At 74.2% G+C, this 22,607-nt stretch carries 18 protein-coding genes; 10 read left to right on the top strand and 8 right to left on the bottom strand.

Annotation, left to right across the window (positions count from 1 at the left end; translation table 11 throughout):
* Window positions 1-308: 308 nt before the first annotated feature.
* The 3 genes from ACZ4UX_RS10500 (at window position 309) to ACZ4UX_RS10490 (ending at window position 4,443) form a co-directional block, all read left to right on the top strand.
* Window positions 309-1,529 (top strand): MFS transporter, encoded by a 1,221-nt coding sequence (locus ACZ4UX_RS10500; RefSeq protein WP_465607762.1) that lies wholly within the window; start codon window positions 309-311, stop codon window positions 1,527-1,529.
* Between the two features lie 257 nt (window positions 1,530-1,786).
* On the top strand, window positions 1,787-2,893 hold the full coding sequence (locus ACZ4UX_RS10495) for an AI-2E family transporter (protein ID WP_465706326.1): 1,107 nt from the start codon (window positions 1,787-1,789) through the stop codon (window positions 2,891-2,893).
* A 389-nt stretch (window positions 2,894-3,282) separates the two neighbouring features.
* Entirely contained in the window at window positions 3,283-4,443 is a 1,161-nt protein-coding gene (locus ACZ4UX_RS10490; RefSeq protein ID WP_465706325.1) for a hypothetical protein, read from the top strand.
* 96 nt (window positions 4,444-4,539) lie between these two features.
* On the opposite strand, the gene ACZ4UX_RS10485 is transcribed toward ACZ4UX_RS10490, so the two are convergent.
* Window positions 4,540-5,097: a pyridoxamine 5'-phosphate oxidase family protein gene (locus ACZ4UX_RS10485; protein ID WP_465706324.1), complete on the bottom strand. Its 558-nt coding sequence runs from the start codon at window positions 5,095-5,097 to the stop codon at window positions 4,540-4,542.
* A 266-nt stretch (window positions 5,098-5,363) separates the two neighbouring features.
* Here ACZ4UX_RS10485 and ACZ4UX_RS10480 point away from each other — a divergent pair, with 266 nt between their 5' ends.
* Window positions 5,364-6,404: an NAD(P)-dependent alcohol dehydrogenase gene (locus ACZ4UX_RS10480; protein ID WP_465706323.1), complete on the top strand. Its 1,041-nt coding sequence runs from the start codon at window positions 5,364-5,366 to the stop codon at window positions 6,402-6,404.
* A 300-nt stretch (window positions 6,405-6,704) separates the two neighbouring features.
* The gene (locus tag ACZ4UX_RS10475) at window positions 6,705-7,880 is read left to right on the top strand and encodes a macrolide family glycosyltransferase (RefSeq protein WP_465706322.1); all 1,176 of its coding nucleotides are present in this window, start codon (window positions 6,705-6,707) and stop codon (window positions 7,878-7,880) included.
* A 58-nt stretch (window positions 7,881-7,938) separates the two neighbouring features.
* Here ACZ4UX_RS10475 and ACZ4UX_RS10470 read toward each other — a convergent pair whose 3' ends face one another.
* Both ACZ4UX_RS10470 and ACZ4UX_RS10465 read right to left on the bottom strand, forming a co-directional pair.
* Window positions 7,939-8,670 (bottom strand): hypothetical protein, encoded by a 732-nt coding sequence (locus tag ACZ4UX_RS10470; RefSeq protein ID WP_465706321.1) that lies wholly within the window; start codon window positions 8,668-8,670, stop codon window positions 7,939-7,941.
* A gap of 16 nt (window positions 8,671-8,686) precedes the next feature.
* The gene (locus ACZ4UX_RS10465) at window positions 8,687-10,837 is read right to left on the bottom strand and encodes a bifunctional lysylphosphatidylglycerol flippase/synthetase MprF (protein WP_465706320.1); all 2,151 of its coding nucleotides are present in this window, start codon (window positions 10,835-10,837) and stop codon (window positions 8,687-8,689) included.
* Window positions 10,838-11,088: 251 nt separating this feature from the next.
* Between ACZ4UX_RS10465 and ACZ4UX_RS10460 the strand changes: the two genes are divergently transcribed.
* On the top strand, window positions 11,089-11,910 hold the full coding sequence (locus ACZ4UX_RS10460; protein ID WP_465706319.1) for a class I SAM-dependent methyltransferase: 822 nt from the start codon (window positions 11,089-11,091) through the stop codon (window positions 11,908-11,910).
* 24 nt (window positions 11,911-11,934) lie between these two features.
* Here the strand turns inward: ACZ4UX_RS10460 and ACZ4UX_RS10455 are convergent, their stop codons facing one another.
* Window positions 11,935-12,750: an SCP2 sterol-binding domain-containing protein gene (locus ACZ4UX_RS10455; protein ID WP_465706318.1), complete on the bottom strand. Its 816-nt coding sequence runs from the start codon at window positions 12,748-12,750 to the stop codon at window positions 11,935-11,937.
* A 636-nt stretch (window positions 12,751-13,386) separates the two neighbouring features.
* Between ACZ4UX_RS10455 and ACZ4UX_RS10450 the strand changes: the two genes are divergently transcribed.
* Complete coding sequence (locus ACZ4UX_RS10450) at window positions 13,387-14,763, top strand: MFS transporter (RefSeq protein WP_359808610.1); 1,377 nt, start codon at window positions 13,387-13,389, stop codon at window positions 14,761-14,763.
* A 62-nt stretch (window positions 14,764-14,825) separates the two neighbouring features.
* Here ACZ4UX_RS10450 and ACZ4UX_RS10445 read toward each other — a convergent pair whose 3' ends face one another.
* Window positions 14,826-15,770: an MBL fold metallo-hydrolase gene (locus ACZ4UX_RS10445; RefSeq protein WP_465706317.1), complete on the bottom strand. Its 945-nt coding sequence runs from the start codon at window positions 15,768-15,770 to the stop codon at window positions 14,826-14,828.
* A 143-nt stretch (window positions 15,771-15,913) separates the two neighbouring features.
* Window positions 15,914-17,392, bottom strand: a complete 1,479-nt coding sequence (locus ACZ4UX_RS10440; RefSeq protein WP_465706316.1) for an FAD-dependent monooxygenase — start codon at window positions 17,390-17,392, stop codon at window positions 15,914-15,916.
* 102 nt (window positions 17,393-17,494) lie between these two features.
* On the opposite strand from ACZ4UX_RS10440, the gene ACZ4UX_RS10435 reads away from it, so the two are divergent.
* Window positions 17,495-18,124 (top strand): TetR/AcrR family transcriptional regulator, encoded by a 630-nt coding sequence (locus tag ACZ4UX_RS10435; RefSeq protein ID WP_465706315.1) that lies wholly within the window; start codon window positions 17,495-17,497, stop codon window positions 18,122-18,124.
* Window positions 18,125-18,306: 182 nt separating this feature from the next.
* Here the strand turns inward: ACZ4UX_RS10435 and ACZ4UX_RS10430 are convergent, their stop codons facing one another.
* Together ACZ4UX_RS10430 and ACZ4UX_RS10425 are read right to left on the bottom strand one after the other, a co-directional pair.
* Window positions 18,307-18,750, bottom strand: a complete 444-nt coding sequence (locus tag ACZ4UX_RS10430; protein WP_329491578.1) for an SRPBCC family protein — start codon at window positions 18,748-18,750, stop codon at window positions 18,307-18,309.
* Between the two features lie 363 nt (window positions 18,751-19,113).
* Window positions 19,114-19,923, bottom strand: coding sequence for an alpha/beta fold hydrolase (locus ACZ4UX_RS10425; protein ID WP_465706314.1), 810 nt, complete (start codon window positions 19,921-19,923; stop codon window positions 19,114-19,116).
* 405 nt (window positions 19,924-20,328) lie between these two features.
* Between ACZ4UX_RS10425 and ACZ4UX_RS10420 the strand changes: the two genes are divergently transcribed.
* Both ACZ4UX_RS10420 and ACZ4UX_RS10415 read left to right on the top strand, forming a co-directional pair.
* Entirely contained in the window at window positions 20,329-21,381 is a 1,053-nt protein-coding gene (locus ACZ4UX_RS10420; protein ID WP_465706313.1) for a serine protein kinase RIO, read from the top strand.
* A gap of 252 nt (window positions 21,382-21,633) precedes the next feature.
* Window positions 21,634-22,470 carry an NPP1 family protein gene (locus ACZ4UX_RS10415; RefSeq protein WP_329491581.1) on the top strand — a complete coding sequence of 279 codons (837 nt, stop codon included), beginning with the start codon at window positions 21,634-21,636 and terminating at the stop codon, window positions 22,468-22,470.
* Window positions 22,471-22,607: the final 137 nt, after the last annotated feature.

Raw genomic sequence — 22,607 nt, 5'->3', positions numbered from 1 at the left:
GGGAACGCCCCCTGGGGGCGCGCCGGGAACCGGGTGGTTTGTCCGGCCGGATCCGGGTGAGAAGAGGACCGGGTGGGAAGAGCGTGACCCGGGCGGCGGGTACCCCCACTCCTCGCCGTCCGGGCCCGTCCCGCCACGGCTCAGAGCCCGGCCACCGTGACGACCGCTACCGGCGGCCGGGCGGCACGCCGAATCCGTGCCGCGTCCCGCCGTGACGCCCTGAGCCCGCACCCTCCTCCTGCGGAGGGCCACGGCCATTCGGCGCAGCCCGGCCCGCGCGTCGCCGACCGGGTGCCTAGCGTGGGCGGATGACCGATCGTCGGATCGCGCGGCCGGCCGCCGGACGGCTGGGCTACCTCGGGGCCGCCGCCGCCTTCGCCGTCTGCATGGCGGGCACCACGCTGCCCACCCCGCTGTACGGGCGCTACCAGGCGGAGCTCGGCTTCTCCGAGCTGATGGTGACGGTCGTCTTCGCCGTCTACGCGTTCGGCGTGATCGGTGTCCTGCTGCTCGTCGGCAACGTCTCCGACTCCGTCGGCCGTCGGCCCGTGCTGCTCGCCGGGCTGGCGCTCGCGGCCTGCAGCGCCGTCGCCTTCCTGGCGGAGGGCGGTCTGCCGCTGCTCTGCCTGGGGCGGTTGCTGTCCGGGCTGTCGGCGGGTCTGTTCACCGGGACCGCCACCGCGTACGTGCTGGAACTCGCCCCGCCGGGGCGCGAGGCCAGGGCGGGCTTCGTGGCGACCGCCGCCAACATGGGCGGCCTGGGCTGCGGCCCCCTGCTGTCGGGGCTGCTCGCCGAGTACGCGCCCGGGCCGCTGGTGCTGCCGTTCGTCGTGCACCTGGTGCTGCTCGCCGCTTCGTTCGCGGTCCTCTGGTTCCTCCCGGAGACGGTCGACGGGGCCCGGCCGCTGCGCACCGCCCGGCCGCACCGGCCGTCGCTGCCACCGGAGGTCCGGGGGGTGTTCGTGCCGGCCGGGATCGCCGCCTTCGCGGGCTTCGCCCTGCTGGGCGTCTTCACCTCGGTCAGCCCCGCCTTCCTCGCCGAGAGTCTGGACGTCCACAACTCCGCGGTCGTCGGCCTGATCGTCTTCACGGCCTTCTTCGCCTCCACCCTCGGCCAGCTCCTGGTGCCCCGCCTGGGTACGGCACGGGCGATCCCGCTCGGTTGCCTGGTGCTCATCGCCGGGCTGGCCCTGCTGGCCGCCTCGCTCGCCCGGACCACCCTCCCGCCGCTGGTGCTCAGCGCCCTGGTGGGCGGCGCCGGCCAGGGCATGGGCCTGCGCGGCGCGGTGGGCGAGATCGCCGCCGCCGCTCCCGCCGAGCACCGCGGCGGCGCGCTCTCGGCGCTCTTCGTGGTCGCCTACTTCGGCATCTCGATCCCGGTCATCGGGGTCGGCCTGCTCGCCGAACCGCTCGGCCTGGCCGACGCCGGCCTGGTCTTCGCCGCCTGCATGGCCGTCCTCGCCGCCGCCTCCGCGCTCTACCTGCTGCGCCGGGCCCGCACCGCCCACCGACCGCGCGCCGGCCACTGACCCCGCACCGCCCCCCGGCCGCGCGGCGGCCAGTGACCCCGCGCCACCCACCGACCGCGCGCCGGCCACCCGCTTGCCGCCCGGCCTCCCGCTCCGTCGGCGCGGGAACCGCCCGTGCGGCGTCCCACCCGCTATCCATGATCCATGTCGCCTGCGCACCCCCGTAGCCCCCGGTCCCACCGCCGGCCCCCGACGCCGGGCGGCCGCCCACCCGCGCGTGGTGCCGGGCCGGCGGGCGCGGCGGCCGGCGGTGCGGCATGCGGGTGAGACGGCCCGGCCCGCGCAGAAGGCCGGCTCCCGCGGCGGCCGCCCCCGGCGCGGGCCCGGGGCTGCGCCGGCTCTCCGACTACGCCTGGCGGCTGCTGGTCGTCGCGGTGGCCGCGTACCTGGTGCTGACGGTGCTGGGGCAGTTCCACCTGATCACGCTGGCCGCCTTCCTCGCCCTGGTGATCACCTCGGTGATCCGCCCGCTGGTCGATCTGGCGGCCCGCGCGGTACCCCGCCCGCTCGCCGTCCTGATCGGCCTGGCGGTGGCGCTGCTGCTGCCGGCCGGCCTGCTCGCGCTGATCGGCGAGAACGTGGCGGACGACGTGTCACGCCTCGCCAGGGAGTTCCAGGGCGGCCTGGACCGGCTGGAGAAGCTGCTGAAGGGACCGCCCCTCCACCTGGAGCCGACGTCCTTCGACGACCTCGAGCAGAAGGTCTCCGACTTCGCCGCCAAGCACCGTGCGACGCTGATCAGCACGGTCGTCAACGGCGCCCACCGGGCGGTCGAGATCGGGACGGGCGCGGCGCTCGCGCTCTTCATGTCGGTCTTCTTCCTGCACTCCGGCGAGCGGATGTGGCGCTGGATCGCCGCCCAGTTGCCGCCGGCCGCCGCCGACCACCTCGACCGGGGCGGGCGGGTGGCCTGGCGGACCTTCGCCGGCTACACCCGGGGCATCTTCGTCGTCGCGGCGAGCAACGCGATCATGGTCGGCATCTCGCTGTTCCTCCTCGACGTGCCGCTCGCCCTGCCCCTGACGGTGCTGGAGTTCCTCGCCTCGTTCGTCCCGCTGGTCGGCTCCCCGATCGCGATGCTGGTCGCCGCCCTGGTGGCGCTGGCCGCCCGCGGCCCGGTGATCGCGATCGTGGTGCTACTGCTGATCGTGGTGATCGGTCAGATCGAGGGCCATCTGCTCCACCCGCTGGTGATGAGCCGGGCGGTGAGCCTGCACCCGGTGGTGGTCGCGGTCTCGGTGCTCGCGGGCAGCATCGCGGCCGGGGTGATCGGCGCGGTGGTCGCCGTCCCCGCCGTCTCGGTGCTCTGGTCGGTCTACGCCGAGCTGCGCCGCCGGCGACCGGCGCCGCCGCCGACGCCCTGACGGCGAGGAAGGATCCGCCGGGTACGAACGGAGGGCGCCCTCCGGCGGCGCGGGGCGAGGTCTTTCGGACGCGCCGTCGGTGCGCGACCGGCGGTGGCGCGCAAGGCCGTTCACGACCGGGTGTCGGACAGGTGTTCAAGAGATGCCAAAATAATGGCGCACCCCCTTGCGGATTGTGTGATCAGATGTGACGTCGCTGTGGCGCTTCCTGCCACAGGGGAGGGATCGGCCTGCCTCCGCACCAGGCCCCGTCACACAGGAGACGTACCATCAACACCGCTATCCGCCGGGCCGCGCGCGGCGCAGTTCCCGTCGTCGTCAGTGCCTCCGTCCTCGCCGCGGGCCTGACCGCCTGTGGCACGGTCGAGCAGCTCACCGCCGCCCAGAAGGTGACCAAGGCCTTCGACAAGCTCGGCGACAGCAAGGCCGCCGGCCTCACCTTCTCGGTGGACGCCTCGCCGGAGCAGATCGTCGCCTTCGGCAACGCCACCGGTGACAAGATCGAGCAGAAGACCGCCGAGGCGCTGTCCGGCCTGAGCATCTCGGTCGCGATGGCTGCCGACAAGCCGCTCAAGGACCTCGACACCTTCAAGAACACCCGGGGTGCCGGAAAGGAGGTGACGCCGGACAAGTCGCTGCGCGTCTCCTACCTGCTCGCCGACAAGAGGGGCACCGCGCTCCTGGAGTTCCGTCAGGTCGACGCCAAGGCGTACGTGCGCGCCGACGCCAAGGGCCTGGTGAAGCTGGTCGGCGAGGACCCGGCGGAGGTGGACGCGGTCGCGGCGGACCTGCCCACCGAGCTGAACCCGGTCAAGGACGTGCTGGCCGGCAAGTGGGTCGCCTTCGACCTGCAGGAGCTCGCGGACACGGCCAAGAAGCCCGCCGACGCCGGCACCCCCGCCCCGTCCGGCCGGCCCACGCTGGACCCGGAGACCGCCGAGCAGCTGGCCGTCTCGCTGAAGGACGTCTTCTCCCGGACCGTCACCTTCGACGACAAGGGCAAGAAGGACGGCGCCGAGCACCTCCTGGTGAGCGCCCCGGCCCGACAGCTGACCGACGAGCTGCTGAAGGCGCTCAAGCCGCTCTCCGCGAAGCTCCCCGAGCAGTTCGGCAAGCTCCCCACCAAGGTCCCGGACGACCTGGCCGACACCAGGATCGGCGTCGACCTGTACCTGAAGGGCGGCACCTTCTCCTCGGCCACCTTCGACCTCGCGCAGCTGGAGCCCAAGGCCGGCCCGGGCAGCACCTTCCCGGTCAAGCTCGCGTTCAACAGTTCCGCCCCGGCGGTCCAGGCGCCCGCCGACGCGGTGAAGATCACCGACAAGGACATCCAGAACGCGACGCTCGCCCTCGTGAGCGCCGCCGCCGGTGAGGCCGGTGGCCCCGGTGCCCCCGCCGGCGCCGGCCGGCCCGGCACCCCGGGCAAGCCGCTGACCGACGCCCAGGTCAAGGAGCTGGTCGGCCTCGGCATGCCCGAGCAGCAGATCCAGGTCTTCAGCCGGCTCGGCATGGACTACGAGGAGATCAAGAGCCTCGCCCAGGAGGGCTGAGAGCAGTCCGGTGGCGCCGGGGCGTGGTGAGTCGGTTCGGCCGGCCCGCCACGCCCCGGCGCTCGTCGGGGCCCGTCCGGCCGCGGCCGTCGTCGCTCAGAACGTCCACCGGGTGTGGCTGTAGACCCCGTCGTCCCGGCCGAAGCCGTACGCGGTGACCGGCGCCACCGCGAACACCGTCACGCTCCCGTTCCGGAACGCGTCCCCGATCCCGTGGAAGGTGCCCTCGGGCGAGGTGATGTGCGAGCCGTACTGCGACTCGTACGCCGTGATCACCGCTTCCAGCACCGCCGGATCGGTCACCGGCTCGGCCGTGCCCTCGATCACCAGGTCGAGGCCTTCGGTGAGCGAGTTCCCCCCGGTCGTCAGCGCGCAGTGCCCGTCGTGGGCGAGGTTCCTGGCCTTCTGCTCGTCCGGGCCGGTGGAGAAGTACAGCACCCCCTCGTACCAGGCGGCGATCACCGGAGTGACGTGCAGCCGGCCGTCGGGCCGCACCGTCGACACCCAGAAGATCTCGGCGGCCTCCAAGCGGCGCCGGGCCTCGGCCCACGGGGTGGCCGTGACCTCCTCGGGGCCCGGACGGGGCCGGAGCGCGGAGCTGTAGCGGGCGTCGAGCTCGGTGGTGGGCTGCTGCGCGGATCCGTGGGCCTGCATGTCGGTCCTCCTCACCTGTGGCCACCCTCCGGGTCATTCTCCCCGCCGCCCGCCGGCCCTGCCACGCGTCCGGCACCCGCCGGCGACCCGGGCGACCGGGGCCGGGCGGCCCGCCCCGGCGATCGGTGGCGGCGGACCGGCCGACGGGCCGATCCTGGAAAGCGGAGGGCCCGGTCCGTCCACCCCGGCGGTCTGCCCGCCTGTCCGCCTGTCCGTGCGCCCGGCCGTCCCCCGCCTGTCCGTCCGCCGTCGCCAGGAGGTCCGCCGTGATCACCGTTGCCGCCTACGCCGCGCCCGCCGCCAAGGCCCCGCTGGCGAGGACGACCATCGAGCGCCGCCCGGTGGGGAAGCACGACGTCCTGATCGACATCGCCTTCGTCGGCATCTGCCACTCCGACATCCACCAGGCCCGCGAGGGCTGGGGTTCGGCGATCTTCCCGATGGTGCCCGGCCACGAGATCGCCGGCACCGTCGCGGAGACCGGCCCCGGCGTGACGAGGTTCGCGGTCGGCGACCGGGTGGGCGTCGGCTGCATGGTCGACAGCTGCCGGGAGTGCGAGAACTGCCGGGCGGGCCTGGAGCAGTACTGCGCCGAGGGCCCGGTCTGGACGTACAACGCCGTCGGCAAGGACGGGCGGCCCACCTACGGCGGCTACTCGCAGAAGATCGTCGTCGACGAGAACTACGTCGTGCGCATCCCGCAGGGGCTCTCGCTCGACGTGGCCGCCCCGCTGCTCTGCGCCGGGATCACCACCTACTCGCCGCTGCGCCACTGGGGCGCCGGCCCCGGCCGGCGGGTCGCGGTGGTCGGCCTCGGCGGCCTCGGCCACGTGGCCGTCAAGCTCGCGCACGCGCTCGGCGCCGAGGTCACCGTCCTGTCGCAGTCCCTGCGCAAGAAGGAGGACGGCCTGCGGCTGGGCGCCGACCACTACTACGCCACCGGCGACCCGAAGACCTTCGAGGAGGCGGCGGGCCGGTACGACCTCGTCCTCAACACCGTCTCCGCGCCGCTCGACTTCGCCGCCTACCTGTCGCTGCTGCGCACGGACGGCACCATGGTGAACCTGGGCCTCCCGGAGGAGCCGGTGCGGCTGACCCTCCAGGCGCTGTCGGGCAACCGCCGCAGCCTCAGCAGCTCGGGCATCGGGGGCATCGCCGAGACCCAGGAGATGCTGGACTTCTGCGCGGCGCACGGCGTCGGCGCCGAGATCGAGCTGATCGGCGCGGACCAGATCAACGAGGCCTACGAGCGGGTCCTCGGGAGCGACGTCCGCTACCGCTTCGTGATCGACACCGCCACCCTGTGAGGCCCCGCGCGCTCGGCCGGGCGGACGCGGGGTCAGGTCGAAGCGCGGCCCGGCGCCGACCGCCCGGGGTCCGGCCGCCCGCGGCCCGGGGCCGCCGTAAATGCCGTGCGCGGCGGCCGGGTTGCGGGTTAGGGTCCTGAACATGTGCTTCCACCAGATCTACGGCTGACCGGACGGGGCAGGCCCCCGTCCCGTCTCGCAGACCCGAGTGACGCTCCGCCGGCGGGCTCTCCCGCGCCGGGCCGGGCGCACGGGTCTGCCGTGTCCTCCCCGCCGCAGACCTGAAACGAGTGATCGCCCATGTCCCGTCGCCGTGCCCACATCGCGATGGTCGGTGTCCCCGCCGTCAGCCACGTCCTGCCCAGCCTTGAGGTCATCCGCGAACTGGTGGCCCGCGGCCACCGGGTGACCTACGCCAACGACCCGGCGGCCGCCGCGCTGATCGAGGCCACCGGCGCCGAACTGGTCCCCTGCGCCTCCGTGCTGCCGGTCGGTGACCAGAGCTGGCCCGACGACCCGATCGCCGGGATGGACCTCTTCCTCGACAACGCCGTCCAGGCCCTCCCGCAGCTGCGCACCGCCTACGACGACGATCCGGCGGACCTCTACCTGTACGACATCGGCGGATACGCCGCGCGTGCCCTCGCCGAGTCCCAGGGCCGCCCCGTCGTGCAGCTGTCCCCGACCTTCGTGGCCTGGCAGGGCTACCACCAGGAGGAGGCGGTCCAGCTGTGGGAGCTGCCGGGGGCCGCCGCCCACCGGGCGAGGTTCGTCCGGTGGTTGGCCGAGAGCGGCGCCACCACCACCGACGTGGACGCCTTCGCCGGTCTCCCCGTCCGGGTCCTGGCCCTGATCACCCGGGCGATGCAGCCGAACGCCGACCGGGTCGACGCGGACGCGGTGACCTTCGTCGGCCCCTGCTACGACCTGAGCGCGGACGCGGACGCCTGGACCCGCCCCGCCGGTGCCGAGAAGGTCCTGCTGATCTCGCTGGGTTCGGCGTTCACCCGCCGCCCGGAGTTCTACCGGCAGTGCCTGGCGGCCTTCGGCGACCTGCCGGGCTGGCACGTCGTCCTGCAGATCGGGAAGTACACCGACCCGCGGGACCTCGGCACCGTCCCGTCCAACGTCGAGGTGCACCCCTGGGTCCCCCAGCGGGCGATCCTGGCGCAGGCGGACGCCTTCGTCACCCATGCCGGGATGGGCGGCTGCGGCGAGGGGCTGCTGGCCGGGGTGCCGATGATCGCCGTCCCGCAGGCCGTCGACCAGTTCATGAACGCGGACCGTCTGGTGGAGCTGGGGGTGGGCCGCCGGATCGACACCGAGGACGCCACGGCGCAGACCCTGCGGACGGCGCTGGCCGAGCTCGTCGGCGACCCGGAGGTGGCCCGCCGCTCCGCGCGGCTGCGGGCCGGCGCCCGGGCCGAGGGCGGCACCCGGCACGCCGCCGATCTGATCGAGCGCATGCTGGACTGATCGCCGGGGCGACCCGGCCGGGGGCGGTGGGCCCGACCCGGCCGGGGGCCGCGCGGGATCAGCGGTGCGGTGTGCCGCCGACGAAGTCCTTCAGGGCGTCGAGGCGGGTCCGGCGGTCGGGCGGGTAGCGCCGCAGCGCGCGCTCGGCCTTGCGCGAGCCGGGGCGGTAGCGCCAACGGGCCCAGGGGGAGGTCGGCTTGGCCAGCCGCAGGATGCCGACCAGCCCGACCACCAGGGGTACCAGCAGGCCGATCACCCCGAGCGCCGTCTTGCCCTTGAGGATCGTGCCGACGCACAGCGCCAGGTTGACGAGCATCAGCGCGGCGAAGACCAGGTGGTTGGCCGTGCCCTGACCCACATCGGAGAACGGGTTGAACCCGGCGACCAGCAGCAGGCCGACCGCCACCGCGAGGAACGCCGCGTCGACCGACTTGCGGCCCTCCTTCGCCCAGTAGACGTCCTCCAGGTGCAGCCAGAGCGCGAACTCGTCCACGGCCAGGGCGGCGCCGGCGCCGAACAGCACGGCCAGGATCTGCGCCCCGGGACTGTCCGGCCGGTAGGAGAACTCGATGGCGCCCGCCACCAGCATCGCGAGGATGCCGTACACCTGGTGGTGCACGTGGGTGCCGCCGACCGCGACGTCGCGGAACGGTCCGCGGCCCGCCCTGATCAGCCGGGTGACCACCCTGGTCCCGGCGAAGGTCAGCACGAACGCGCCGAGCATCCAGAGCCCGACGCCGTGGTTGGGGACGGTGATGACCACCTCGACCTGGACCGATGCGCTCCGCACGGCGGTTCCGTTCCCGTCAGCCGTGGTGCGCGGGGACCTTGAGCAGGTCGCGCATCGTGGCGGAGGGCAGGTAGCAGCGCAGCAGGGCCAGCCCGATCCGGGGCAGGTCGGCCTCGTCGCGGTAGAGCAGGAACATCGGCTCGTAGCGCGGCTGGAACTTCGCCTTGAAGGAGTGCAGCGAGCGGAAGCCGTAGTACGGCTCCATGGCCGCGCCCAACTGGTCGAGGATCCGGTCCAGCACGGTCGGTGCGTGGGCGGGGCCGGTGCGTGCCAGCGGCGCGCCGGAGAGCGAGAGGTAGTGCGCGCCGTCGTCGCGCAGGGCGAGGCAGCTGGAGGCGATCATGAACTCGACGACCGGCCGGAAGCCCTCGTGGCGGCGGCGCATCATGTCCAGGGTCCAGCCCTGCGGCACCCCGTCCGGGCCGTACACCGGCATCCACGAGGTCACCCCGTGGACGTGTTCGTCGCCCTCCAGCGCCAGGCCGACCCGCATCCGCGGATCCATCGCCTCCTCCACGCCGCCGAGCGTGAAGCCCATCTCCGGCAGCCCCATGTCACCGACCCACTCCTCGGAGATGCCGCGGACCTGGGACAGCACCGGTCGCGGCTGTTCGGCGAGGGCGCCGAGCCGGTACTCGACGCCGTCCTTCCTGGCGCGGTTCAGGGCGGTGCGCACGTCCTGCCAGGCCTTGCCGCGGAACTCCAGGTCCGGCAGGTCGATCACGGTGTCCTCGGCGACCTGGACGGACCGCCAGCCCAGCGCGTCGGTGGTCCCGGCGGCCCGGGCGGTGGCGGAGAACAGGCACGGGACCAGCCCCGCGCGGTCGCACATCTCGGCGAAGCGGGTGATCGTCCGGCCCCGGTCGTCCGGTGCTCCCACCGGATCGCCCAGCGCGACCGCGACGCCGGCGTGGGCCCGGTAGGCGATGTAGCTCCCGTCGTCGCCCTCGGGGAAGAAGTAGGAGTTGTCCGGCCAGGTGGTCATCCAGGAGAGGTTCGCCCCGCCGCGGTGGACCAGCAGGTCCGCGGCCCGGGTGCGCGGGTCCCCGTCGGACGCCGGCGCGGCTGCGGGCGCCGGCTCGGCACCGGGCACCCGGGCCCGGCCGCGCGGCCGCCTGGCCCGGAACGCCTCCCGGCCGGCGATCAGCACCACCAGCTCGGCCGTCCACACCACCGAGGTGGGGACGAACACCGCCGCGCCGGTGACCGTGACCTGCTCGTCGAGCGCCTTGCCGATCACGTAGGCGACCGCCACGAACAGGCCGAGCAGCGCGTTCAGCGCGCAGAGCAGCACCGTCCAGCGCCAGGCGGTGCGGCGCCCCCGGCGCAGCCCGTTGACCAGCAGGGCGATCAGCGCCACCGAGAGCAGCACCTGCCAGCCCGGTCCGCCCAGCCCCCTGGTCTCCCCGACCGGACCGCTGCCCGGTACCAGCCAGACGACCAGCAGGATCGCCGCGATCAGGACCAGGCCCGCCACCGCGAGCAGCCGCCACTCCCGGCGGCTGAGCCGGCCGGAGGTCCGGGCCGCGCCCGGGACCCGCAGCCAGTGGGTCGCCACGAGGCCGCCGGTGACCGCCAGCGCGTGCTCCAGGTCGTCGAGCCCTCCGACGTACAGCAGCGAGACGCCGGCGTAGGCTGCCAGGGCCAGCCGCAGCCGCTGCCGCCACGGCGAGGCGAGGGCCGCCGAGGCCACCGCGCCCGCGCAGAGCGCGCCCGCCGAGACGCCGACGTCGACGGTGCCGGCCAGGTCCTTCGCCCAGGTCCACGCGGTGTGCCGGAGGGCGAACAGCAGCAGGGCGGCCAGCAGGACGGCGCCGAGCTGGCCGGCCACCGTCACCGCGGCGGTCCAGCGCGTGCCGAGCCTCGCCTCGGCGAGGCCGCAGAGCAGCACGACGGCGACGAGCACCGGGAGGTAGTCGATCGGTGTCGAGCAGAACAGCGGACCGGTGGCCAGGGTCCACCAGCGGCCCTTCTCGAACGAGGGCAGGCCGTACGCGACGTTCGGGTACCACGAGCGGTCGGAGGTCGCGTCCCACAGGCCGCCCACGGCCAGCCCGACCACCAGCACCACCACGGCGGTGGCGACGGTGAAGGGGAAGCGCCGCAGCGCGGCGGTGACCGCGGGCAGGACGTCACGCCGCCACCGCGGCTCTGATTCTCCCGGCACCTCGCACCTCCGCACGGTGTGGCCGACACCCCCGCCTCGGGCCCGGAGCCTCCTAGCTCAGCGTAGCCGGATTCGGCGGACGGGGCCGGGCGGGGAGACCGGGCCGGGGCGGGCCCGTCCGGGCGACGGGACGGCCGCCCTTCGCTAGGCTCGGCGGTATCCGCGGCCCCGGCCACGGCCGGTGGGGCCGGCGGTGTGCCAGGGCGCCCCCGGCGCCACGACGGCATGACGGCATGACGGGAGGACACCGGATGTCCACCGACCCGGTCGCGCCGGGCCCGGCCGGAGCCGACGGCGGGTACGGCGAATCCCTCTTCGAGCCCTGGCAGCCCGGCGAGGGCGAACGCATCGATCTCGGCTCCCTCGCCTACGACCACGTCACCCGCGCCCGGCTGCGCGCCCTCGGGGTCGGCGCGGGAATGCGCTGCTGCGAGGTGGGAGCCGGTACCGGCACGATCGCGCGCTGGCTGGCGACGGCGGGCGGGGCCGGCGAGGTCCTCGCCGTCGACCGGGACACCCGCTTCGTCGAACCGTTCGCGGGCGGGGCGCTGCGGACGCTCACGGCGGACGTCTCCTCGCCCGACTTCGACCCCGGCGGCCGGTTCGACCTGGTGCACGCGCGCTTCGTGCTGATGCACCTGCCGGAACGGCACCGCGTCCTGGCCCGCCTGCGGGACCTCCTCGTCCCGGGCGGGTACCTCGTCCTCGGGGACCCGGTCGACCTCACCACGGCCGCGCCGCCGGACACCCCGTACCGGCTCGCGATGCGGGCGATGTGGCGGGCGCTGCGGACGTCCATCGGCACGGACATCAGCTGGACCCCCGACTGTCCGCGGCTGCTGCGCGACCTCGGGCTGTCCGAGGTCGGCGCGGAGGTGTTCGTGCCCGCCCTGGTCGCGGACGCCCCGATCACCGCGTTCTGGCTGGACACCTGGGACCGCACCCGCGAGGCCATGCTCGCCACCGGCCTCGTCGACGCCCGGCTCCTCGACGAGGCGCGGGAGTCCCTCGCCACGGGCACCGTCGCGGACCTCTCGCCCGGCCTGGTCACCAGCTGGGGGCGGCTGCCCTGAGTGGCGCACGCCCCGAGGCGGCGCTCAGGGGGCGGTGAACAGCAGCGGGAACCCGAGGGCGAGCCACGGCCTGCGCCCCCAGGCGAGGACCTTGCCCCGGGCCAGCACCGCGTACGGGCCGCACCGGCCGAGGGCGAGCAGCAGGAAGGCCACCGGCTCGGTGAGGATCGTGCAGTCCGGTCGGCGGGCCGGGTCGGCGGAGACCTCGGCCACGCCGTCGCGGAAGGTCACCGTGAAGCGGGCGCCGCCGCGCACCCGCAGGTCGTAGCAGGCGGTGTGACCGGCGGCGGAGCGGCCGTCGACCACCCGCGGCATGGCGGCCATCAGGAACGGCACGGCCAGCGCCACCCGGTGACGGTCCACCATGTGCGGCCGCCGCAGCGCGACGGCCAGGTCGTACCCGTGGCCGAGCATATGGGTGATCAGGTACGAGGCCAGCGTGGCCAGGTCCATCGGTCCGAGCGGGGTCAGCACCTCGGTCGACGCGGGCCGACCGGCACAGCCCTCGGTGAAGGCGCGGGCGTGCCGGACGATCTGCTCGGCGAGGACGACCGCGTCCCGTTCGGGGAACGCGGCCAGGGACGCCGCGTTGGCGGCGGCCAGGCCGGCCGGCGTGCCGTCGCCGTAGGTCCGCCGCTCACCGGCGGCCAGTTCGGCCATCAGCCCGTTGGCCAGGGCGAGATGGGCCGCCGCCTCGCCCACGGTCCACAGCGCGCCCGGGATCGGCCGGCCGGTGTCGGGGCGGTCGCGGAGCAGCGCCGCGATGTCCTCGGCCACGCCGAGGACGGCGTCGAGGAGGGCGGGCTGCACGGAGCCCCGGGGGGCCGGCGTAGGGGTCATGGAGCTGAAGCGTGGACCAGGTGCGCCCGGGTGTCCAGGGGTTCGGCAGCGGAGATTACCGGCGGGTAGGTCCGCCCGGCCGCCGCCGGACCGGCGGGGTGGCCGTCCCGGCCGGGGCGGCGGCCGGGACCCTCGCCGGACTGTCCGTCAGAGCGGCCGCCCCGAGGGCGGGTCGCGGCTCGCCCGAGGTCCGGTCGTCACCATCGGCCGCCCGCTGCCGGCGGGTTGGGTGTCCGGCGCGGGGCGGCGGGGCCGGACCAGCTGTCCGGGGGCCCCGTTGACGATCCGTGGCAGCTGCCCGCGCCATCACATATCAGGCAATTCAGACATTTACCGTGGTCGGGTGAGAAGTGTCACCCGGTCCGCCCGGCCGGAGCGCGCGGAGCGGTGCTTCCCGGGCCTGGCAGGCCGAAGCCCCCGACGCACGGGTCCCACGGCCCGTCCGGTTCGGGACCAAGGGCCCGGAACCGGCGGACCTTCGTCCCCGTCGGGACCGCTTCGGAGCGGGCAACCGTGGACGGTCGCCCGGTGGGTCCGGGTGACGGGGCCGTCCGACCGGGCGGCCCCGACTTCTGCCGTCTACCAGGCGCACGGAGTGCGGGAGCACTGCCGTACGCCCCGGAGGACCCGAATTCCATGTCCCGAACCATCGACAACGCCCCGTATACCGCCTTCCACCGGAGACTGGCCCTGGCCTGTTCCGGTGGGCCCCTGCTGGACGGTTACATCCTGAGCATCGTCGGCGTGGCCCTGATCGGGATGCGTCCCGAGCTCGGCCTCTCCACCGCCGAGGTCAGCCTGATCGGCGCCGCCGCCCTGGTCGGCATGTTCGTCGGAGGCGCGCTGTTCGGCGTGCTGACCGACAAGATCGGCCGGGAGGTGATGTACACCGCCGACCTGCTGGTGATGGTCGTCTGCTCGGTGCTCTCCTTCTGGGTCGACCAGGTGTGGGCGATCGCCGTGCTGCGCTTCGTGCTCGGCCTGGCCGTGGCCGCCGACTACCCGATCGCGACCTCGCTGCTCGCCGAGTGGCTGCCGGCCCGCCACCGCGGGCGGCTGCTCGGCCAGCAGATCATCGCCTGGTACGCCGGTTCCGTCCTCGCCTACCTGACGGGCTACCTGTTCCTTCGGATCGGCGGGAACGGCAGCTGGCGCTGGATGCTGGCCAGCTCCGCGGTGCTCTGCGTGGTGTTCCTGGTGATCCGGCGCGGGTCGCCCGAGTCGCCGCGCTGGCTGGCCGCCAACGGGCGGGTCGGTGACGCGGTGCGCGTGGTCGAAAAGCACCTGGGCGTCCGGGTCGACGGGCGGGAACTGATGCCCGACCCGGCCGAGGCGGGCCGTCCCAGCGGCCTGCGGCTGCTGATGACCGAGCCCTACCGGCGCCGCACGCTCTTCTGCGGGCTGTTCTTCCTCTGCCAGGTCGGCCCGCTCTTCGCGATGCTGACCTTCGGCCCGCAGATCCTGGCCTCCTTCGGCATGCCGGGCGGCACCGTGCTGGACACCCTCGGTACGGCCCTGGTGAGCCTGGTCTTCCTGCTGGGCTGCTTCCCGGCGCTCCGGCTGATCGACACCTGGGGCCGTCGTCCGGTGATCATCTGGTCGTTCGCCCTGATGATCGTGCCGCTCGCCCTGCTGGGTGTCTGGCCGGCCGCCCCCGCGGCCGTCGCCGTCATCGCGCTCTGTGCCTACGCGTTCCTGTGCGGCGGCCCGAACGTGCTCGACTGGACCTACCCGAACGAACTCTTCCCGACCGAGATCCGGGCGACGGCGGTCGGCGTCGCGACCTCGGTGAGCCGGATCGGCGCGGCCGTGGGCACGTACCTGCTGCCGCTGTCGCTCAGCGGCCTCGGGACCGGGCCGACCATGCTGATCGCGGCCGGTACCACGGCGGTCGGCCTGCTGGTGTGCGTCCTGTGGGCCGAGGAGACGCGCGGCACCGGCCTGGGGGCGGCCTCGGCCGCCGGCCCCGCGTCGGCCGCGCCGGCCCGGCCGACCCCTGAGCCGGTCGGCTGACGGCCGGGCGTCGTGGTCCTGCCGGAGTGGGACGTCGGCCCGTCCGACGCCCCACTCCGGCGTCAGCGCGCCGTACGGGGGGTGCCGGGGACGGACTCCAGCCGGTAGGCGTCGCCGTGGGCGACCACCCGGCCGGCGGTGGGCGGGGGGAAGTGGGTGCCGAGGACCAGCGTGCCGGTGCCGGCGAGCGACGCCAGCAGGGACCGCCGGGTCGCCCGCGACCGGGCGGGGTCGATGTCGACACAGCTGCCGATGGCCGGGTGGGCGAACTGGACCGGGTGGTGGACGCAGTCCCCGGTGACGAGGGCCGCGCCGCCGTCGCCGGACAGCTCGACGGCCAGGTGGCCCGGGGTGTGGCCGGGCGTGGGGAGCAGCCGCAGGCCGGGGGCGACCTCGGCGCCGCCCGCCGGGACGTCGACCAGGTCGAGCAGCCCGGCCTCCGCCACCGGGTCCACCGAGTCGCGGAACATCCGGCGGCGCGGCTCGTCCATCTCCCGGCCGGCCCAGAACTCGCGCTCGGTGCGCGAGGTGAGGTAGCGGGCGTGGGGGAAGGTGGGGACCCACGCCCCGTCCCCGTCGGCGCGGGTGTTCCAGCCGACGTGGTCGGTGTGCAGGTGGGTGAGGATCACGAGGTCGACGTCGGCGGGCGGGTACCCGGCGGCGGTCAGCCGGTCGAGGTAGTCGGTGTCGAGGTCGTGCCAGGCCGGGTTGGCGCGGTCCTTGCCGTTGCCGATCCCGGTGTCCACCAGGACCTTCAGACCGCCGACGGTGAACGCGAAGGTGTGGCTGTCGATCAGCAGTCGGCCGGCCGGGTCGGCGAAGTCGGGGCGCAGCCAGTCCTGCCCGCGCACGACCTCGGGCGTGGCGTCCGGCAGGAGCCACTGCCCGGTGCCGGGCGGCAGGGGGATCTCGTCGATCCGGTGCACGGTGAGGTCGCCGACGGCCCAGGCCGGGATGGTGCCGCTGGCGGGTGAAGCACCGCGCGGGTCGTCGGACGTCGTGTGCATGGACCGGGGTTCCCTTCGTACGGGTGGCGTCGCCGCGGCGGCGGGAGACGTTAAAGCTCCGCCTTTGCGTTAGCCGATCGTAGATCACGCCAGGTCACTAACGCAACGTCTTCGCTTTTAGGGGCGCGACGTCGGGCGGCCGGCTAGCGCAGGGCCGTCAGGTGGTCGAGCACCTCCTGGCGGGCCGTGGCCGGGGCGAGGAGGGCGAGGTGGTTGTCCGGTCGGACGAGGGCGAGGGTGTCGGTGGCGATCCCGTAGGTCCGGTGGGCGTCGTCGGACGGGTCGTCGAGCAGGACGGGCCGGACGTGGGCCGGGAGTCCGGCGAGTGCGGGGCGGGTGCCCGGGCCGAAGCCGAGCAGGGTGTAGTGGTCCCCGGCGAAGTGCTCGAAGAGTCGGGCCGGCCTGCCGTCGGGGCCGGTGAAGACGGCGTCCGGGGCCCGGTCGCCGGCCCGGAGCGGACCGTCGGGACCGGGGGCCGCGAGCCGGCTCCAGCGGTAGCCGAGCGAGAGGCCGGTGAGGTCGCCCACCCGGCCGGCCTCGACGCCCACGCCCGGAGTGCCGATGCCCGCCATGACGTTGGTCATGCCGGCCGTGGTGACGTCGAGCGTCCAGGCGGCGACCGGCCGGCGTTCCTCCTGGTAGGTGTCCAGCAGGGCCGGTGCGGCGAGGCCGCGCAGGACGTGCCCGAGCTTCCAGGCGAGGTTCCAGGCGTCCTGGATGCCGGTGTTCATGCCGAGCCCGCCGGCGGTGGGGTGGACGTGCGCGCAGTCGCCGGCCAGCAGGACCCGCTCCCTGCGGTACTCCTCGGCGATCCGGACGTTGACCCGCCAGGTGGAGAGCCAGGTGGCGTTGGTCAGCACGAGGTCCGTCCGACCGGTGTGCAGGGCGGCCAGCCGCCGGAAGCTCTCCAGGGAGGGGGCGACCGCCCGGCCGTCGGCGTCCGTCTCCGGGCTCGCCTGGAGCTGCCAGCGGCGGGTGCCCTCGAAGGGGCAGAGCATGAACACGCCCTGCGGTCCGAACCACTGGTGCCAGGCGCCGCGGTCGAGGCCCTCGACCTCGACGTCGCCGCAGACCATGAGCGGCTCCGGGTCGCCCTCGCCGACGAACGGTATCCCCAGCAGCTTGCGCACGGTGGAGCGGCCGCCGTCGCAGGCGACCAGGTACTCGGCGGAGATCCGTCCGCCGTCTGCGAGGTGGACCTCCACGCCCTCGTCGTCCTGGGTGAAGTCCACGAGCTCGGTGGCGAGTTCGACCGTCCCCCCGTACTCGGCCAGCTTCTCGCGCAGCAGTCGCTCGACCCGCGTCTGCGGCAGCCACAGGCTCGCCGGGTAGGGGGTGGCCGTGCTGCGGCGGGCGTCGGCGAACGGTTCGGTCTCGTTGACGAACTCGCCGCCGAAGTACTTGCGGAACGGGAGGTGCGTGCGGCCGGCGGCCGCCAGTCGCTCGCCGAGCCCCAGGTCGGCGAGGACCTCCAGGCTCCGCGGGTTGAGCGTCTTGCCTCGTGAGCCGGTGTGGAACGCGGCCGCCTTCTCGACGACCCGCACGGCGACCCCCTGCCGCGCCAGCCCGCAGGCCAGGGTCAGTCCGGTCGGTCCCGCCCCCACGATCACCACGGTTGTCATGGTGTGTCCGCCCTTCCGTCTCGTCGGTGATGCACACCAGCAAACTGCAACTCGGTAAGAAAAGCAACCGAGTAACAAACATTTCCCGGTTATGATCGAGTCATGAGCGAGTCGGACACGGGTCTGCGGACCCTCAAGAAGCAGCGCACCCGGCAGGCCATCGCGGAGGCGGCGATCGCCCTGTTCCTGGCCCGCGGGTTCGACCAGGTCTCGGTGGCCGAGATCGCCGCCGCCGCCGAGGTCTCCAAGCCCACCCTCTTCCGCTACTTCGGCAGCAAGGAGGAGCTGGTCCTGCACCGTTTCGCCGACCACCTCGGCGAGGCCGGGCGGGTGGTGCGCGCCCGCCCGGCCGGGACCACCCCGCTGGACGCGCTGGAGCGCCACCACCTGGAGCGGCTGGCCGCGCGCGACCCCAGCAGCGGGCTGACGGACAGCCCCGAGGTGCTGGCCTTCCTCCGGCTGGTCTACGAGACCCCCAGCCTCTCCGCCCACCTCTTCGACTACCTCGACGCCGACACCCGCGCGCTCGCCGAGGCGCTGGGCCCGGACGGGAACGTCACCGCCCGGCTGCTCGCGGCCCAGTACACGGCGGTGCGCCAGGTCCTCGCCCACGCCACCTGGGCGAGGCTCGCCGACGGGCAGGACGTCGGCGAGGTGGCCGTGCTGGCCACCGCGGAGACGGCCGAGGCGTTCGCCCTGCTGCGCGACGGCGCCGCCGCCCGCGGATTCTGAGCCCGGCGCGCCGGCGGCGGCCCCGCCCGGGGCGCGGTCCGCGACCGGGGGGCTCGCGGCGGTGGCGAGGTCCGGGTCGTGCTCCTGGGCGTCGCGGCCGCTACCTCGCCTGCGCGCTGCTCACGGCCGCCACGGAGGGTCGCCGGCCGGGCGTGGCCGGGGAATCCGGCCCCGCGTCGCGGTCAGGAGCCGGCGCTCCCGGGGGCGGCCCCGCGGTTCTCGACGAAGTGCTTGAAGCGCCGCAGGTCACCGCTGACCATCCGGTCGAGCACGCCCAGCTTGTCCGCGGCCTTCTCGGCGAATCCGGTGGGCTCGAAGTCCATGGTCATCCTGACCCGGGTGTGGGTCGCGTCGATCGGGTGCAGGGAGACCGTGCCGGTGTGCTTCACATTGCTGCTGCTGGTGCGCCAGGACACCCGTTCGTCGGGGACCCGTTCGACGATCTCGGTCTCGAACTCGCGGGACAGCCCGGCGATCCTGGTCTTCCAGTGGGCGTGCAGGTCGTCCAGCTGCCGGACCTCCTCCACCCCCTCCATGAACTCCGGGAAGCGCTCGAAGCTCGTCCACTGGTCGTAGACGACGCGGACCGGCACGTCCACGTCGATCGACTCCTCCACCTTGCTCATCGCCACACCCACCTCGACCTCGTCGGGCGGCCTGCCGGTGGACGGTCTCCCCGGGGCGGGTTCCCGCCGACAGCGCCACCACGAATGTCCGTCCTCCGGCGGTCGTCGGCAAGCCGCCCCGCCGGTCCGCCGCCCGTCGGTCGGACGCCCGGACCGGGCGCCGACCGGTGGCTCCCGGCGGCCGGGCGGAAGAGGCCCGCGGGCGTGGGGTTTGGCCCGGCGGATCGGGGTGAGAAGAGGGCGCGGTGGGTGCGCCCGCCGCGCCCGGACGGTGGCCGTCCCCCCTCGCCTGCCGTCCGGGCCGGGCGGCCCCCGACCGCGACCGGCGGGCCCGCGCGTCCCTGACGCCCGGTGGTGGCGGGCTCAGGAGGCGGGGCCGAGCACGGCGCCGGCGATCAGGCGGGCCACCGCGTCGGGCTGTTCGAGCAGCACCAGGTGCCCGCTGTCGGGGACCACCTCCAGGGTCACCGTGGGGCAGGCCGCCAGTGCGGCCCGTTCGGCGTCGGTGAGCCCCACCTCGTCCCGGTCGCCGCGGACCACCAGGGCCCGGGCGCCGGAGCGGCACAGCCGGGGTACCAGTTGGCCGTGCCGGTCCAGGTACGCGAAGTACTCGATCATGGCCCGGCGGCAGAACGACGCGGAGTTCTTGCCGAGGTCGGCGAGCAGGGCCTCCCGCCGCGACTCCGGAATGCTGTCGGCCAGCGCCTTCGGCGTCAGCCACAGCATCGCCGGCCAGGCCAGCGAGCCGAGCCCGGGGACCCGGCCGATCGCGGCGGCGATCGCCAGCGCTCTGGACTCGTCCGGTCGTGAGAACGTCGGGGAGAGCAGCACCACCGGCCCGGAGAAGTGCCCGCCGGCGACCATCTCCAGCGCGATGTTGGCGCCGATGCTGTGGCCGACCACGGTGGTGCAGCCGTGCTCGGCCGCGAAGGCACCGGTGATCGCCGCGTAGTTCTCCATCGAGACGTCCGCGGGTGCGACCGTCCCGGCGTGGCCCGGGACGGTCGCCGCCACCAGCCGGACCGGCGCGCCGGCGAGCGGCGGGGCGGCCATCACGTCCTCGTAGAACGCCGCGCCGCACAGCCCGCCGGGCAGCAGCAGGACCCGGTGCGGGGCGTCGGCCGGACCCGACTCGCGGACGTCCCAGGCGCGGAACTGCGCGGTGCTGTCCATGATTTGACCTCCAGTCTCGTACGACCTCCGGCATTGTTCCGCGCCGTCGGCCGCCGGTCGGCGACCTTGGGCCGTGCGCGGCATGTCGGGCGGTCCGGTCCCGGTCCCGGTCCTCATCCCGGTGCCGCACCGCGCACCGAAAAGAATTCGGTTGCGCCGATCTTGGAAGTCGCTAAGCTTTCACCGTTCCCGCCACGGTGCCGCCGTGGCGCCGCCGCGGTGCTCTCGTGCCGTGGCGCGAGGACCGACGTGGAGAAGCAGAGGAGGTGCGTACCAATGGTTGCCGCCGTGATGCGGCGCGCCCTCGTGTGCGCGCCAGACGCCTCTTCCTCTCGTCTTTCGCCCACCGGCTGACGACGCCTCACGACTGGCGCATCGGTGGGCCGTTCCTCAGGAGCCACCGCAGTGCGTGAGCGCTTTGCCGACAACGATTCCTTCTCCCGTATCCGCCCCAAGGGCGCGCCCCGTCGCGGCCGCCGGTCCGAGCGGGACGGCGACTTCGAGCCCGAGGTGGCCTACCACTTCGAGGCCTTCGAGCTCGCGGGCCACCCGCACGACACCCACGGCGCGGACAGCGCCGACGACTTCGCCGACGATGACACCCCCGACGGCAGCTACGACGACGGCTACGACCACACCTACGACGACGGTTCGACGCCCGCCACCGACGGTCCCGCCGAGGGCGATCGCTGGTCCACCTGGGACCAGTCCACCCCCACCGAGAAGGGCCCCGCGCCGCGTCCTGCCTGGGTGGTGACCGAACTCGCGGCCGTGGACACCGAACTCGGGCTGGTCAAGACCGGCAAGGAAGCCGACGTCTTCCTCCTGGAGCGCGGCGTGCCCGGGACCGACCGGCGCACGCTGATGGCGGCCAAGCGCTACCGCGACGCCCAGCACCGGATGTTCCACCGCGACTCCGGCTACCTGGAGGGCCGCCAGCACAAGGAGTCCCGGATCGCCCGGGCCATGGCCAAGCGCACCGCGTTCGGCAAGGAGGCCATCGCCGGCCAGTGGGCCGCCGCCGAGTTCACGGCGCTGTGCCGGCTCTGGTCGGCCGGCGTGGCCGTCCCGTACCCCGTGCAGATCCTGGGCACGGAGATCCTGATGGAGTTCGTCGGCGACGCCGGCGGCACCGCCGCGCCCCGGCTCGCGCAGCTGCGCGCCGAGGAGGTGGACGTCGAGGACCTGTGGGAGCAACTCGGCCGCAACCTGTCGCTGCTCGCCGTCGACGGCTACGCGCACGGCGACCTCTCGGCGTACAACATCTTGGTCCACGACGGGCGGTTGGTGATCATCGATGTGCCGCAGATCGTGGACGTCGTCGCCAATCCGCGCGGCCGTTCGTTCCTGGAGCGCGACGTGCGCAACGTCGGCGCCTGGTTCGTGTCGCGGGGCCTGCCGGAGCGCCGGGTCGGCGAGCTCGTCGAGGCGCTGACCTTCGACGCGCGCCTGCGGTGAGCGGGCCCGCCCGCCCCTTCCCGAGGTGTCGGGCCGCGCGCCGGCACCCCGGGCGGGGGCCCTCCCGGCGTGCACCCGACTACGTCATTTGACCGAAGGTCAGGCCGCGCCCCTGCCCGCACGGGGGCGCCGGCTTCCGCATCCCGTCAGTCATTGGACGGATCCGCCCCGGGCGGATCACGGCCATGCTCGATGTGCGCCGCCCCGCAGCTGCCGGGCGGCCCCCATCAACTCCTGACGAAACAGGGATACATGAACAGTTCCTCGCTGACCGGCCCGGCCACCACGGCCCAGGGCTCCGCGACCGGGCGCGCGACCCGCACCCGGGGCCGGATCGGGACGGTCCTCGGCGCCGGTGTCCTCCTGCTCACCTTCTCCGGGCCGGCCGCCCAGGCCGACTCGCTGCCCAATCTGCCGCAGCGCGCCGGCGGCTACGAGGCTTCGTTCTCGCCCGCCTACGACTACGACGTGGACGGCTGCTACGCCGTCTCGGCCATCGGCCCCGACGGCACCCTCAACCCGGGTCTGAAGACCTCCGGCGCCATCAACGGCAACTGCCACGACCAGTCCGACCTGGACCGGTCCCAGACCTACGCCCGGTCCAAGTGCAACAACGGCTGGTGCGCGATCGTGTACGCCAGCTACTTCGAGAAGGATCAGACGGTCAACGGCTCGGGCGGCCACCGCCACGACTGGGAGCACGTCATCTCCTGGGTCAAGCAGTCGTCCAACCAGGTCGAGTTCCTGACCGTGACCCAGCACGGCGGCCAGGCCACCTACCCGCGCTCGTCGGTGCGCTTCAGCGGCAGCCACCCCAAGGTCGTCTACCACAAGGACGGCCTGCCGGCGCTCACCCACCTGTTCCGGCTGGCCAACAGCAACGACGAGCCGCCGGAGAACCACTACCACAGCTGGCGCCAGCCGCCCATCGTCGACTGGAACGGCTGGCCGAGCACCTGGCTGCGCGACCGGCTCAACAACGCCGACTTCGGCTCGGCGACCATCAAGACCACCGACAAGGACGACCGCTTCCGCAACCTGCTCAACGCTTCCAAGCCCGGCGGCATCCCCTTCAACCCCTGGGCGTGACGCCACCGGGCCCGGGGGACGCACAGTGGCCCGGGCCCGCCCCTTCCGCCCCCCCCCCTTCCCCACCCCCCATCCTGGAAGAGAGGGAAGACATTTTCTCCCCACCCCCCCCCCCCCCCCCCAAAAGCCGAAAAAAA

The sequence above is a fragment of the Kitasatospora sp. NPDC028961 genome, assembly GCF_055564815.1.
The sequence above is the reverse complement of the archived record's forward strand: the minus strand, read 5'-3'. Positions and strand labels throughout refer to the sequence as shown.